Here is a 14,369-nt window from a genome sequence, read left to right on the forward strand (position 1 = left end):
GCGGGCGGTGCCTTAGGGAAAGTTGACATGCACGGCCTGCAGCGCCTGCTGGTCGATCTGCGGACGCGCGTCACGCACGACTTGATCGGCGTAAATGGCGAAGAGGTCGTCGGCGAGGTCCTGATCAAGCTGCTGCCCCAACTGGGCCAGCAAAGCGGCGTTGTCGTCATTGTCAGCCGCAGGGGTGATCGCATCAAGACGCACGATTGCGACCGACGTCTCACCCTCGATGACGGCCACTTCGCCTTCGGCCATATCAAACACACGCGACATGAACGCATCCGGCGTCCCTTGGATGAATCCGCTGCGGGTTTGGCCTTCTTCGAGCTTTTCCTCAAGTCCCGCTTCGGTGAATGAAGCATCGCCAGCCAGTGAACCAATCAATGCATCGGCCTGCGCTTTCAGAGCTTCGACAGTTTGCCCAGTCTGCCAAGCGTCGCGCACCGCGTCTTTGGCAGCATCAAACGCCTCCGGGCGGGCGTCGAGCGCTTCGTCCAGACGCATCGCAAAAACGCCGCCGTCATCAAGCTGAATAATTTTAGGGAAATCACCCTCTTTCAAGGCAGCCGCCGCGACGCGGAAGCCGGCGTAAGCGGCGATGTCATCGCTGCTGTCCTGGGTCCATTCGATGGTGCCCAGCGTCATCTTGGTTTCTTTGGCCAGCTGTTCCAGAGTTGCACCGCCAGCAAGCTGGTCATCAAGGTCTTGCGCGCGGGCTTCGACAGCGCGCACCGCACGGGCGGAGGCAAGCTCGGCCTCCAGATCGGGGCGCGCATCTTCAAAGGAGGTGCTCTGTGCGGGCAGCACGCCATTAACGCGGAAGAGGGCCGGACCCAGCGAGGTCGGCAGCGGGCCGACAACATTGCCGGTTTCGGCGGCAAAAACCGCCTCGCCAGCGCTGTCGAGATCGCCCTGACCGACATCACCCATATCGACATCAGCGAGCTTCAGACCGCGTTCTTCTACCAATGCGTCGAAAGTGGTGCCGGAAACTTCGAGCGATGCGGCAGCCTGATCGGCGGCATCCTGATCCGCAAATACCAGACGTTCGACCAAACGGCGCTCGGGCTGGTTGAACTGGTCGGCGCGATCCTCATAAACGCGGCGCACCTCGTCCTCGGGGACGTCAACCTCATCGGTCATCGCATCGGGCGAGAGCCAAGCATAGGTGATCTTTTTGGCTGCGGGCAGCATGAAATCATCGGTATTGGCGTCGTAATAGGCTTGCAGTTCTTCGTCTGTAGCCGCGGCAAGCGGATCGGTCAGATTGTCAGCTTCGAGCAGCGCCCAAGTAAAGCTGCGCGTTTCGCCGACGTAGGACACCAGCGTTTGGGCATAGGTTTGCGGCATTTTCACGCCACCGACCACAGCCCCTTGCAGCAAGGTCCGCGCCGCTTCCTCGCGCAGAGAGGTCTCAAAGGCAGTTTCACTGACGCCCCCCTGTTGAAGGGCAAAGCGATAGCCTTCGCGGTCAAACTTGCCATCAACCCCCTGAAAGGCGCTGATTTTCAAAATTTCTTCGCGCAGGGCAACATCACCAATCGACAGACCAAGCTGGGCAGTCTCATTGTCCAAAGCGCGGTTGCGCACCAGCCGTTGCAGCACGGCCCGATCGAGACCGATCTGCTGGGCACGCGCAAAGGGCAGCTGCTGGCCGCTTTGCGCTTCGATGGCGCGGATTTCCTGGCTTAGCTCGCGGGCATATTGGTCGACCGAAAGGGTTTTGTCGCCGACGCTGCCGATCGAGCGGACACTCCCGCTCAGATTGATGGCGCCAAAGCCCCCAAGACCGAGGATGAGCATGCCCATCAGGATCCATACGGCGGTTTTGGTGATGCTGGAGCCTTTGGCCATGTCCGTTCCTTTATGCGCGTTTTGGTGTGTCTATGCGGTCAGGCGCAGCGCCGCAAGGCGATCAAACAGCACCGTGATGCCCGCAGCGTCGAGATTGGCGAAGGCAATGCGCAGTTGCGCGGCCCCGCGCGGGTCGGTGTCGGGGCAGAACATGGTGCCGGGCAGGCACAGCACAGCCGCATCGCGCACCAGTTTCGGCGCCAGATCAGCCGAGCTCATATCATAGGGATGCTCGACGTAAGCGAAATAGCCGCCCAACCCCAAGAGCCGCCACCCCTGTGTTTCGAGGCGGGGAAACTGCGCGGTGATCGCGGCGCGCCGGGCGAGAATTTCGGCGCGTTCGCCCGCGAGCCACTGGCTAAGGTTTTGCATGCCCCAGAGCGCGGCGTGCTGGCCGATCTGCGCGGGGCAGATTGCCACGGTGTCGAGAAACTTCTCCACTTCGGCAAGGCGTGCCACGCTGGCGACCATTGCACCAACGCGGTGACCGGTCAGTCGGTAAGCCTTCGAGAAGGAATAGAGATGGATCAGCGTGTCTTGCCAGTCGGGGTCCTGGAACAGAGCATGCGGCGGGCCGGAGCGGCTGTCAAAATCGCGATAGGTTTCATCAAGGATCAACGCGATGCCATGTTTGCGCGCCAGATCGAACAGGGCCTGCACCAGCTCGGCGGGGTATTCGACACCGCCGGGGTTATTGGGGCTGACGATGGCGATGGCACGGGTGCGCGGCGTGATCAGCGCTGCGGCGGCTTCGGGATCGGGGAGTAGGTCATCGCCCGTAGGCAGCGGCACCGCTGTGACGCCCGACATATCGAGCCACATTTTGTGATTGAAGTACCATGGGGTTGGCAGGATGACTTCATCGTCTTCGGCACAAAGTGTGGCGATGGCGGCGGCAAATGCCTGATTGCACCCCGAAGTGATGCAGACCTGATCGTCAGCGATGGTTCCGGCGTAATGGGTCGAGGTCTGGCGGGCCAGCTCGCTGCGCAGTTCTGGCAAACCAAGCACAGGCCCATAGAGATGTGCCTCGTCATTATTCAGCGCCACCTCGGCCATGGCTTGACGCATGGCAGCGGGGGGCGGATCGACGGGCGCGGCTTGGCTGACGTTGATCAGCGGGCGGTCGGCGGTAAAGGTGACGTCGGACAACCAGCGCCGCGCCTCCATCACCGGAGGGGCGAAGGTCGTAGCGGTACGCGGCAGTGTCATAACTGTGGTCCTTGTGGCGCGGATCGGAGCCTCCGGCGGGGATATTTCTAGTCAAAAGGTGCGGGCAGGCGGGTTAGTCCTTGCCGCGGTAGGGTTCGACATATTGCAGGGCCATGTCCCAGGGGAAGAAAATCCAGGTGTCCTGACTGACTTCGGTGATGAAAGTATCGACCTGCGGGCGGCCCTTTGGTTTGGCGTAAACGGTGGCAAAATGAGCCTTGGGGTAGAGAGCGCGAACAACTTCGAGGGTTTTGCCGGAATCAACCAGATCGTCGATGATCAGGATGCCGGTGCCATCGCCCATCAATTGCGCGTCAGGTGCTTTCAGCACTTTGGCTTCGGATTGATCCTGATGATCGTAGGATTTGACCGAAATGGTATCAACGGTGCGGATATCGAGTTCGCGGGCGGCGATCATTGCCGGCGCCATGCCACCGCGGGTGATTGCGACCACAGCACGCCAAGCCCCGTTATCGGGACCTTCGCCATCAAGACGCCATGCCAGCGCGCGGCTGTCGCGGTGGATTTGATCCCAAGAGATGTGAAAGCCTTTTTCGTGGGGCAGGCGGTTGTCAGTGGTCATGATGGTCCCTTTGCAGCAGAGGGGTTGCGCCAGATGGGGCGGCGGGCAGCGGCGGTTTACTCTTTGGCCATATCAGGCGCGTCGACGGCCTTCATGCCGACCACATGATAGCCCGCATCGACATGCAGGTTTTCACCGGTGGTGCCGGAGCTAAGATCGCTGAGCAGATATAGGGCTGATTTGCCGACGTCTTCGATGGTCACGTTGCGGCGCAGGGGCGAATTGTATTCGTTCCACTTCATAATGTAGCGGAAATCGCCGATACCGGAGGCCGCAAGTGTCTTGATCGGGCCGGCGGAGATGGCGTTGACGCGGATGCCGTCTTTGCCAAGATCTTCGGCCAGATATTTCACCGAAGCCTCAAGTGCGGCTTTGGCGACGCCCATCACGTTATAGTGGGGCATGACTTTTTCGGCACCGTAATAGGTGAGGGTCACGGCGGCGGAGCCGGGGGCCATCATCTTTTCGGCGCGCTGCATCACAGCCGTGAATGAATAGACAGAGATATCCATCGACATCGTGAAATTGGCGCGGCTGGTATCAACATAGCGGCCACGCAGTTCGTTCTTGTCGGAAAATCCAATGGCATGCACGACGAAATCAAGGCTGTCCCAGCGCTGTTTCAATCCATCGAAAAGGGCATCTATTGACGCCTCGGTACCGACATCGCAAGGCAGAACGATATCGCTGCCAAGCTGGGCCGCCAGCGGATCGACACGTTTTTTCAGCGCATCGCCCTGATAGGAGAATGCAAGCTCGGCGCCTGCTTCGGAGAGGGCCTTTGCCACGCCCCAAGCGATAGATTTATCATTCGCAAGGCCCATGATGAGCCCGCGTTTTCCTGCCATTAACTGGTTGCTCATCTGTCCGCCCCTGATTTCTATCGCCGTTTTTCAGCTTTATGGCAAAGTTCTAGCACCATCAAGACCGGCTTCAAAATGATGGACGTATGGCAAATGCGGCACAGACAGGCAAAAGTCGGTACCAAAATGCGGCATCCATGCTTGCGAAACCCACTGCAAGACGGGATAAGGGGATTGGAATGGTGCAAAAATTGGTATCGATGCGGGTTATGGAACAGCGCAAGGGCATATTTGCAGGGCAGGATCCCTTCGAGATTGCGCAGCGTTGGCTGGGTGAGGCAGCGGGTAGCGAGCCTAACGACCCCAACGCGATTGCTCTTTCGACCGTAGATGCAGACGGCATGCCAAATGCGCGGATGGTGTTGTTGAAAGAAATCGAGGCGGATGCTTTCGTTTTCTACACCAATTATGAAAGCGCAAAAGCCGCGGAGCTTGATCAAGCCCAAAAGGCCGCTTTTGTAATGCATTGGAAATCCTTGCGCCGCCAGGTGCGGGTGCGGGGCCTGATCAGCCGCGAAAACGGGCCGCAAGCTGACGCATATTACGCGTCACGATCCTTGCAGAGCCGCTTGGGGGCTTGGGCGTCACAACAATCGCGCCCCTTGGCCAGTCGTGCGGCGCTTTTGGCGGAGGTGGCATTGGTCACCGCGCGTCATGGCACCAACCCTTCACGCCCACCATTTTGGGGTGGATACCGGTTGGCGCCACTTGAAGTGGAGTTTTGGGCAGATGGCGATTTTCGCCTACACGACCGTTTTCAGTGGCGGCGTGAAACACTAACGGCGCCTTGGGGCGTCACACGACTTAATCCTTAAGATTTTATCGCCGTCATCATCGTGAATCGACGGCAACGACACATTATATTAACATAAGGGCGCTCGCCGTCCGGAATTAGTGACATAGGTTGAAATGCCGACAGAAGAGAAAATTGAAGCTGAACAGTCACAGATGCCCGCTCTGGGGTCTTTTCTGTCGGGCGTGGTAAAGTGGTTTGATCCAGTCAAAGGGTTTGGATTTGTTGTGGCGGATACGGGCGGGCCCGATATCCTTCTGCACGTCAACGTCCTGCGCAATTTCGGGCAAAGCTCCGTCGCTGATGGCGCGCGGATCGACCTTTACGCGCAAAAAACCGAGCGCGGTATTCAAGCGGTTTCAGTGGGTGCCATCCATCCGCCGGAGGGGGCGCATACTGCTGCTCTGGCCGATATCGAAGGTTTGGACGCCGCCGTTGTGGCCGCGGCCCCCTTGGAGCCTGCACGTGTTAAATGGTTTGATAAGTCTAAAGGTTTCGGGTTTGCCAATGTCTTTGGCAAGCGCGAAGATGTGTTTGTGCATGTTGAGGTTCTGCGCCAGTCCGGCCTGTCCGACCTGCAACCCGGTGAGGCGCTTGCCATGCGCGTCATTGAAGGCAAACGGGGTCAGATGGCCGCAGAGGTGCTTGCATGGGAAACAGTTCTAACAGTCGCGTCTGGCAAAGGTATCTAGCAGGCGCCGCTATCGCTGTATGGGCCGTGACTGGCGCCGCAGCTGCACAGATGTGTCGGCAAGACACTGCGCTTTTGCGCGGCGATTGGGGCAGTGCGCGTTTTAGCATTGAGATCGCTGACGATGTTGCGGAGCGGGCGCAGGGCTTGATGGACCGGACCTCGATGCCGATGGGCGCGGGCATGCTGTTTGTCTATGAGCGTCCGACAACCCTGAGCTTTTGGATGCGCAACACGTTGATCCCGCTCGATATGCTGTTCATCGATGCACGCGGGGTCGTCCAATACATCCACCACAATGCCGTGCCGCTGGATGAGTCGCCGATTCTCGGTGGTGATGACTTGCTTGCGGTGCTCGAGATCAACGGCGGATTAGCGGCGCGTATGGGAATCGAGGAGGGCACCGAACTGCGCCATCCTGCATTTTCGGGCCGCCTGGCTGCATGGCCTTGCGACGATTGATCGGTTTTTAAGGGCCTAGCCAAAAAATTACCGGTTTCGGCCAGATATATTGCAATCGGGTGCATTGTTCCCCTTTTCATCCGCAAAGAAGCTGGCTAAAGAAGCCCTTGTCGGAGCGTGGCGCAGCCTGGTAGCGCACCTGTTTTGGGTACAGGGGGTCGGAGGTTCGAATCCTCTCGCTCCGACCACTTTCACTAAAATCCCCCACCTTGGGTGCGCATTAAGCGCACAGGGTGTTTGCGTTTTGTCGCGGCAGAGCCATTCGGCACCCCCAGGTATCGTATCCCCATCTGATAGTGCCGCTCGCCAACTGCAGGGCACTTAGACTGTTCGCCGAACCGTGCACCCCCCTACATTTAGTGGTCCGTAAGATGCGCCATCTCTAGGTGTGCGGCTTTGTCCGAATCGCGAGCAGATTTGAGGCCCTAAAATGTCACAGGTTTCGATTCAATGAACGGCTGCGCTGAAAATTGACTCTCCTACGACTGTCTTCGTCAGGTTGGCTGATGAGATGATCAGAAGCTGGGGACAATTCCACCCCGGCCGCCTATTGATTGCAGCTAACCCCCACGGGTTATTCGACTTATTCGGATGTAGCACTGCGGCACAGGCTGCGGACATCTCTGGGGATATCTAGTGAGTGAATCGGTGGGGCGAGAGAGCCTCAAAGTTGCGCCCTCCCGTCAACATGCAGTTTAGAAAAATTCCGAAATAAAACCGTTGACCCGATAGGGATGATTACGTCAGATTGTGGGTGCAGATGATGTCGCCACAAGATGTAGTGGTTTAAGCTCAGAGGGCGCATCGGAGCACAGGGCAGTAAACGACTTACATCGTTTCTTTCAAATGACGCATGGGCCGTGGGGTATTCCTGTTGTGGCCGGTGCAGTGACCTGTGGGCGCGCGGTAGCGGGCTGGCAGATGGGGTGTCTGCAATGACTGCATCCCGCCGATAATGAAAACGCTACGGATGGGGCAGCGACATGAAAATTGAACGTAAATTCACCAAGGCCGGCCAAGACGCCTACGCGGCACTCGATTTCGTCACCACGGTAAGCGAGATCCGCAACCCTGATGGTTCGGTGGTGTTCAAGCTCGATGATGTCGAAGTCCCCTCAAGCTGGAGCCAGGTCGCAAGTGATGTGATCGCCCAGAAGTATTTCCGCAAAGCTGGCGTGCCGACGGAAGTGAAGAAGGTCAAAGAAAAGGACGTCCCAGAATTTCTCTGGCGCTCGGTGCCCGTCGAAGGCGCGGAAATGGGCGGCGAGACATCCTCCAAACAGGTATTCGACCGTTTGGCTGGCGCCTGGACCTATTGGGGTTGGAAAGGCGGCTATTTCGGCACCGAAGAAGACGCCCAAGCTTATTACGACGAAATGCGGTACATTCTGGCGTCACAGGCAGGTGCTCCGAACAGCCCGCAGTGGTTCAACACCGGCCTGCACTGGGCATACGGCATAGACGGTCCTGCGCAAGGTCACTACTATGTCGACTACAAAACCGGCAAGCTGACCCGTTCGAAATCCTCTTATGAGCACCCACAGCCGCATGCCTGCTTCATCCAGTCCGTCGCGGACGATCTGGTCGGTGACGGCGGCATCATGGACCTTTGGGTACGTGAGGCGCGTCTGTTCAAATACGGCTCCGGTACGGGTACAAACTTCTCTTCCCTGCGCGGTGCGGGAGAGAAACTATCAGGCGGCGGCAAGTCCTCTGGCCTCATGGGCTTTTTGAAAATCGGCGACCGTGCTGCAGGCGCGATCAAATCGGGCGGCACCACACGGCGCGCGGCCAAGATGGTCATCGTCGATGCCGACCACCCCGATATTCAGGACTTCATCAACTGGAAAGTGATTGAAGAACAAAAGGTTGCCAGCATCGTTGCGGGCTCCAAAATGCACGAAGAAAAGCTCAACAAGCTTTTCGCGGCAATCAAGGCTTGGGACGGCGCTGTGGCAGACGCCTATGATCCGGCAGCCAACGCGCAGCTCAAGCAGGCGATCCGCGAGGCCAAAAAGGTCGCGATCCCCGAGACCTATATCAAGCGCGTCTTGGACTATGCCAAGCAGGGCCATACCAGCATCGAATTCCCGACCTATGACACTGACTGGGACTCCGAAGCCTATTCGTCGGTTTCGGGCCAGAACTCCAACAACTCGATCCGCGTGACCAACGCTTTCCTCACCGCCGTTGAAAAAGACGCCGATTGGGAGCTGATCAGCCGCGTTGATGGCAAGGTCACGAAAACAATCCGCGCCCGTGATCTGTGGGAGCAGGTGGGCCACGCTGCTTGGGCCTGTGCCGATCCGGGCATCCAATACCATGACACCGTTAACGACTGGCACACATGCCCCGAAGATGGCGCGATCCGCGGATCAAACCCTTGTTCGGAATACATGTTCCTAGACGACACGGCTTGCAACCTTGCTTCGATGAACCTGCTGACCTTCCTCAAGGACGGCGCATTCATGGTCGAAGACTATATGCATGCCAGCCGCCTGTGGACGGTGACGTTGGAAATTTCGGTGATGATGGCGCAGTTCCCCTCCAAGGAAATTGCGCAGCGGTCCTATGATTTCCGCACGCTGGGTCTGGGCTATGCCAATATCGGCGGCTTGCTGATGAACATGGGCTATTCGTATGACAGCGACGAAGGCCGCAGCCTTTGTGGCGCGCTGACTGCGATCATGACCGGTGTGGCTTATGCCACTTCTGCCGAAATGGCGCGCGAGCTTGGCGCTTTCCCCGGCTATAAGAAAAACGCCCACCACATGCTGCGGGTGATGCGCAACCATCGCAACGCCGCCTATGGCAACGACACCGGATACGAGCGTCTGTCGGTCAAGCCCGTGCCGCTGGATCACGTGAACTGCCCTCAGCCCGGGCTGGTCGATGTGGCGATGTCCTGCTGGGACGAAGCACTGAAACTGGGCGAAGAGCACGGCTATCGTAACGCCCAGACTTCCGTGATTGCACCAACCGGCACCATCGGCCTGGTGATGGATTGCGACACCACCGGAATCGAGCCTGACTTCGCATTGGTGAAGTTCAAAAAGCTCGCAGGCGGCGGCTACTTCAAGATCATCAACCAGTCGGTTCCCGGTGCTTTGGCCAAACAGGGCTACACCGCCGCGCAGATCAGCGAGATCGTCGCCTATGCCGTGGGCCATGGCTCCATCGGCAACGCGCCCGGCATCAACCACACCAGCCTGACAGGCCATGGCTTCGGCCCCAAGGAACTGGCCAAGATTGATGGTGCATTGGCCTCGGCTTTCGACATCCGCTTTGTTTTCAACCAGTGGACGCTGGGCGCTGATTTCTGCACCAAGGTCCTCGGCATTCCCACCGAGATGCTGAACGATCCGTCGTTTGACCTGCTGAAATTGCTCGGCTTTACCCGCCGCGACATTGAGGCCGCCAACGACCATGTCTGCGGCACAATGACCCTTGAAGGCGCGCCGCATCTCAAAGAGCAGCACTACTCGATCTTTGACTGCGCCAATCCCTGCGGCAAAAAGGGCAAGCGTTTCCTGAGCGTTAACAGCCACATCACCATGATGGCCGCGGCGCAAAGCTTCATTTCGGGTGCGATCTCCAAGACCATCAACATGCCCAATGATGCGACCATCGAAGACTGCCAGAAGGCCTATGAGTTGAGCTGGTCGCTCGGCATCAAAGCCAACGCGCTCTACCGTGACGGCTCCAAACTCAGCCAGCCGCTTGCGGCAGCCTTGGTGGAGGATGACGACGAGGCGGCAGAAACGCTGGAAAGCGGCACGCCCCACGAGAAGGCCCGTGTACTGGCCGAAAAGATCGTCGAAAAAGTCATTGTCAAAGAAATCATCAAATCGCACCGCGAAAAGATGCCCCAGCGCCGCAAAGGTTATACCCAGAAGGCCAATGTCGGCGGTCATAAGGTCTATCTGCGCACCGGAGAATACGAAGACGGTAAGCTTGGCGAAATCTTTATCGACATGCACAAAGAGGGTGCTGGTTTCCGTGCGATGATGAACAACTTCGCCATCGCGGTGTCGGTCGGTCTGCAGTACGGCGTGCCGCTGGAGGAGTTCGTGGACGCCTTCACCTTCACCAAATTTGAACCCGCAGGCATGGTGCAGGGCAACGACAGCATCAAATCTGCAACCTCGATCCTCGACTATATTTTCCGCGAACTGGCGGTGTCGTACCTTGATCGCACCGATCTGGCACATGTGCAGCCTGAAGGGGCCTCGTTCGACACCATCGGACAGGGCGAAACCTCCGAAGGTGTCGCGAACGTCAGCGAGATCAGCGAAAACGCGGCGAACAAATCGCTCGAAGTTCTGCGCCAGATCAGCTCGACCGGATATCTGCGCAATCGTCTGCCGCAGGAGCTTGTCGTGCTGCAAGGCGGGCAGGGTGGTAGGATGGCCGCTGTTGGCACCGCATTGGCGCCCGAGCTTGCCTCCGGCAGTGTCGCGGTCGCCATGGCCAGCACCTCGGTCGCCAGCGGGGCTGTGAGCATTGATTTGCGCACCAAGGCCAAGATGCAGGGCTATGAGGGCGAGGCCTGCGGCGAGTGCGGAAATTACACGCTGGTGCGCAATGGTACCTGCATGAAGTGCAATACCTGCGGCGGCACCAGCGGCTGTAGCTAACCAACGGCGGCGCGTCACGGTGATATACCAAGTGATTATAGCCCAATGGGGCTATTTTGACGCCCAAAACCAAGGTCATTCGGACCCAAGCAATGTAAAGTCCTTGTTTTTATGATATTTTGGAGCGCGCTAGATTTAATCGATTAACGCGCTCCACAAATTCATCGCGCCTCCCATGGGGTTGACGAAATCAAACATTTGGTGCTGTCTTTAGTGATGACAGACGCAAAGCTTATCCATCTCATACGGTTCTCTTGATCTGATTCCCTTCGGGGCCGCAGTCGAGGTCTAGTCATTCATCCATATAACTTGCCCGAGCTGGTTGGTCCCTTTTTCTCGAAGAACAAGGAACCCGCGATGAAAACCTTCAAGCTCTTTGATGTATCGAATCCCAGTGTCGACAAAGACGCAATGACGTTGCGCCTGACCAAGCACCTAAAGAAGCTGCGCACCAAGGGGCAAGTTTTGGCTTCTTCTGACGCCAATGATGACCCCAACAATCCCGCAAAGATTGTTGGGGTCGAACCGGTGACAACGCCTGTAGAGAAGACTTGGGAAGATGAAAACCGGATCAGTATGCGCGTGAGAAGAATTGCAGATCGGCGGTTAGAAGCTTCAGGGATGGCCCATCTCAATTACAAAGAGGTCCAGTGGCTAAGCTCTTTCATCGACGGGGTCCAAGTTGTCGAACTTGAAAGTGAACACAGAGTGGATGAAATCATTGCAACCCTGCATGATGAGATGCCGTGGATGGGCCCCGCTACTAAAGAGGTCTGGTATGCTTTACGTCAAAATTGCAGTCGGCGTGAACCTGTCAAAATTCCACCGCTGCTATTGAATGGCCCGCCTGGCATTGGCAAGTCAGTTTGGGCTCGTCGACTTGCTCAACTGCTTTGCATCCCCAGATGTGATATTGATGCGAGTTTGGGGGGTGTCGGATTTAGCGTTGCTGGAACTGAAAGAGGATGGTCTTCCGCGCAACCCGGCAGACCACTTGAAATCATCATGCAACATCGGATTGGCAATCCCCTGATTGTAGTCGATGAAATCTGCAAAGCTCAGTCCGGCAGGTCGAATAAAGGTGGGGAACACTCGTTTGCGAATACGCTGCTGAACATTCTTGAGCCGGCAACTTCTGTTAGCTGGGAGTGCCCATTCTATCGAATTAAGATCAACATGTCGCAGATCTCATGGATTTTGACGTCAAACGATGCGTTGAAAGTGCCAGAACCGCTGCTTAGCAGGTGCACACGTGTCGAGTGCCAACCTATCACCGTGTCGGAACTGAAAGGTTTTGCCCGACGGAGAGCGAAACAACTAAAGCTTACAAATACATCAGTTGAAGTTATCGAACATGTAATCGGCTCATCAGAATATGTCGGTAGGACCGTTCCTAGTTTGCGAGACGTCAATCGCATGTTGCGGCGGGCAGAGGTTCTCGAGGGGCGGCCGATGCTACACTGAGGGCGGATTGCGGACTTTCTCTGCAAGTGCGAATTGGCCTTGTATCAGCGGCGAGAGCCGACATCCATTCAGCCATGGATCGAGGATTTTTCGGCGATATGAAAGACGGCTGTGAGCCCAAAGTGCCGACACTCAATTGCAACGTGAATGTCGGCTTTTGGCTTAGGAGTAAGCACCGTTAGAGTATGTCAGCTCATAGCTGTGGCTGTAGAGTTCAAAGACGATGCCGAAGGGGTCTTCAACGTAAACCATGCGATACGGCTTCTCGTCGGGAAAATATTCACGCACGGGCATCCGTTGTTTACCTCCGGCGGCTACGATTTTTGCCAGAAGGTCTTCAAGGTTTGGATCCTGAATGGCAAAGTGGAACGTGCCGTGCTTTCGGAAGTCGAGGTTATTATCGGGCGCCTCGTGGCCTTCAAATTCGAAGAGTTCGAACCCGATACGATCAGCCGTTGCCAAGTGCGCGATACGCATGCGCCCCCAACCTTTGCCAAAAACATCTGAGCACATTTGGCCGATGTCGCTGTCGTCTTCGATAATGACCGTAGGTTCCATGATGACATAGAAGCCAAGGACGTCGCCGTAGAATGTGATCGCCTTGTCCAAATCTGGAACAGACAAACCGATATGAGAGAATGAGCGTGGTGTCGGGTGCATGGTATTTCCTTTTTAAGAGTTCTGATGGAGGTTTAGGTGGACTCTTGTCTCGTTGGAAATTATCATTTTATATGATTTTCATAATTTTATGAGTTTAGCATGCTGAATGCCAAGTGGTTGGATACCTTCACAACACTGTGCGATATTGGACATTTTACGCGGACGGCTGAAGTGTTGGGGATGACCCAGCCCGGTGTTTCACAGCATTTACACAAGCTGGCGTCTCAAGTTGGCAAGCCGCTCATATCAAAGGATGGAAAATCTTTCACGCTCACCCCTGCTGGTGAGGCCGTGCTGGCGATTGGCATCGCACGGCGTAGCCAAGAACGCGAACTGCAGGACATTATCCAATTTGACGATCCAAACGTCGGCGACATCAGCATTGGTTGTTCCGGCAGCTTTGCCATGTGGCTCTATCCGCATCTTCTGGATTGGATGCATCAAGCACCTGAGCTTGTCCTCCGTGTCACGGCTGCGCCGCATATGAGTATTGTGACATCCGTGCTGGATGGAAAGTTCGATCTGGGGATCGTTTCTGAGCCGATCAACTATCCCAGATTGGAGGCCGTCAAATTCGCCCGTGAAGAGCTCTGTTTGATTGTTCCCCAATCATATGCTGGGCAAAAGCTTGATCTCAACCTCTTGAACGAGATCGGTTTTGTCGCACACCCAGACGGATATGCATATGCGGATGATCTCTTTTCGTTGAACTTCCCAGAAGATTATAAAGGGGCTGACCGCTTGTGGATAAGGACCTTTGTCAACCAGATCGGCCAAATCCCCATCCCAGTAGCGCAGGGGCTGGGATATACGATATTGCCCAAATCTGGCGTCGATGCCTTTGCTGGCAAGCAGGACTTGGCGATCATTCAACTTCCAAAAAAACGATACCATGATCTTTGGATAATTTCTCGCAAGGGACGGAGCGAGATCGCGCGTGTCGCTGCATTGAGCAACCTTATTGGCCGTGCGGCGCAAATGCTTTGAAGTAGCGTTTCAGGGGAGCAACAAACAAAATGGGGATCGGTGGGAACAGATAGATGACTTTCAGAGAAGTATATGGAACGGCAATTTTGTCCCGCGTTGTGTGAGTTCAGACTTGCCCCAGTTAACGGCAAAAGATTTCTGAGCAGCCATTCATGCAAAGCGC

11 protein-coding genes and 1 tRNA gene are annotated in these 14,369 nt (G+C 56.5%); 7 read left to right on the forward strand and 5 right to left on the reverse strand.

Annotated features, from left to right (window positions below; all coding sequences use genetic code 11):
- Positions 1 to 12: 12 nt before the first annotated feature.
- The 4 genes from BM174_RS13590 to fabI form a co-directional block, all read right to left on the reverse strand.
- Entirely contained in the window at positions 13 to 1,854 is a 1,842-nt protein-coding gene (locus tag BM174_RS13590; protein WP_093924398.1) for a peptidyl-prolyl cis-trans isomerase, read from the reverse strand.
- Between the two features lie 30 nt (positions 1,855 to 1,884).
- A complete protein-coding gene (locus BM174_RS13595; RefSeq protein WP_093924399.1) occupies positions 1,885 to 3,066 on the reverse strand; it encodes an aminotransferase in 1,182 nt (393 codons plus the stop codon).
- 73 nt (positions 3,067 to 3,139) lie between these two features.
- On the reverse strand, positions 3,140 to 3,649 hold the full coding sequence (gpt, locus tag BM174_RS13600; protein WP_093924400.1) for a xanthine phosphoribosyltransferase: 510 nt from the start codon (positions 3,647 to 3,649) through the stop codon (positions 3,140 to 3,142).
- Between the two features lie 56 nt (positions 3,650 to 3,705).
- Entirely contained in the window at positions 3,706 to 4,512 is an 807-nt protein-coding gene (gene fabI / locus BM174_RS13605; RefSeq protein WP_093924401.1) for an enoyl-ACP reductase FabI, read from the reverse strand.
- Between the two features lie 209 nt (positions 4,513 to 4,721).
- On the opposite strand from fabI, the gene pdxH reads away from it, so the two are divergent.
- From pdxH to BM174_RS13635, 6 genes are all read left to right on the forward strand, one after another.
- Positions 4,722 to 5,327: a pyridoxamine 5'-phosphate oxidase gene (gene pdxH, locus BM174_RS13610; protein WP_093924453.1), complete on the forward strand. Its 606-nt coding sequence runs from the start codon at positions 4,722 to 4,724 to the stop codon at positions 5,325 to 5,327.
- A gap of 133 nt (positions 5,328 to 5,460) precedes the next feature.
- On the forward strand, positions 5,461 to 5,997 hold the full coding sequence (locus BM174_RS13615; RefSeq protein WP_245766373.1) for a cold-shock protein: 537 nt from the start codon (positions 5,461 to 5,463) through the stop codon (positions 5,995 to 5,997).
- A 50-nt stretch (positions 5,998 to 6,047) separates the two neighbouring features.
- Complete coding sequence (locus BM174_RS13620; RefSeq protein WP_245766372.1) at positions 6,048 to 6,458, forward strand: DUF192 domain-containing protein; 411 nt, start codon at positions 6,048 to 6,050, stop codon at positions 6,456 to 6,458.
- Positions 6,459 to 6,569: 111 nt separating this feature from the next.
- Positions 6,570 to 6,646, forward strand: a tRNA-Pro gene (locus BM174_RS13625).
- A gap of 795 nt (positions 6,647 to 7,441) precedes the next feature.
- Positions 7,442 to 11,095, forward strand: coding sequence for a vitamin B12-dependent ribonucleotide reductase (locus tag BM174_RS13630; RefSeq protein WP_093924402.1), 3,654 nt, complete (start codon positions 7,442 to 7,444; stop codon positions 11,093 to 11,095).
- A 357-nt stretch (positions 11,096 to 11,452) separates the two neighbouring features.
- The gene (locus BM174_RS13635; protein ID WP_093924403.1) at positions 11,453 to 12,559 is read left to right on the forward strand and encodes an AAA family ATPase; all 1,107 of its coding nucleotides are present in this window, start codon (positions 11,453 to 11,455) and stop codon (positions 12,557 to 12,559) included.
- A 162-nt stretch (positions 12,560 to 12,721) separates the two neighbouring features.
- Here the strand turns inward: BM174_RS13635 and BM174_RS13640 are convergent, their stop codons facing one another.
- Entirely contained in the window at positions 12,722 to 13,219 is a 498-nt protein-coding gene (locus tag BM174_RS13640; protein WP_093924404.1) for a lactoylglutathione lyase family protein, read from the reverse strand.
- A 99-nt stretch (positions 13,220 to 13,318) separates the two neighbouring features.
- On the opposite strand from BM174_RS13640, the gene BM174_RS13645 reads away from it, so the two are divergent.
- Positions 13,319 to 14,206 (forward strand): LysR family transcriptional regulator, encoded by an 888-nt coding sequence (locus BM174_RS13645; protein ID WP_093924405.1) that lies wholly within the window; start codon positions 13,319 to 13,321, stop codon positions 14,204 to 14,206.
- Positions 14,207 to 14,369: the final 163 nt, after the last annotated feature.

The sequence above is a fragment of the Sulfitobacter brevis genome (assembly GCF_900112755.1).
Classification (GTDB): Bacteria; Pseudomonadota; Alphaproteobacteria; order Rhodobacterales; family Rhodobacteraceae; genus Sulfitobacter; species Sulfitobacter brevis.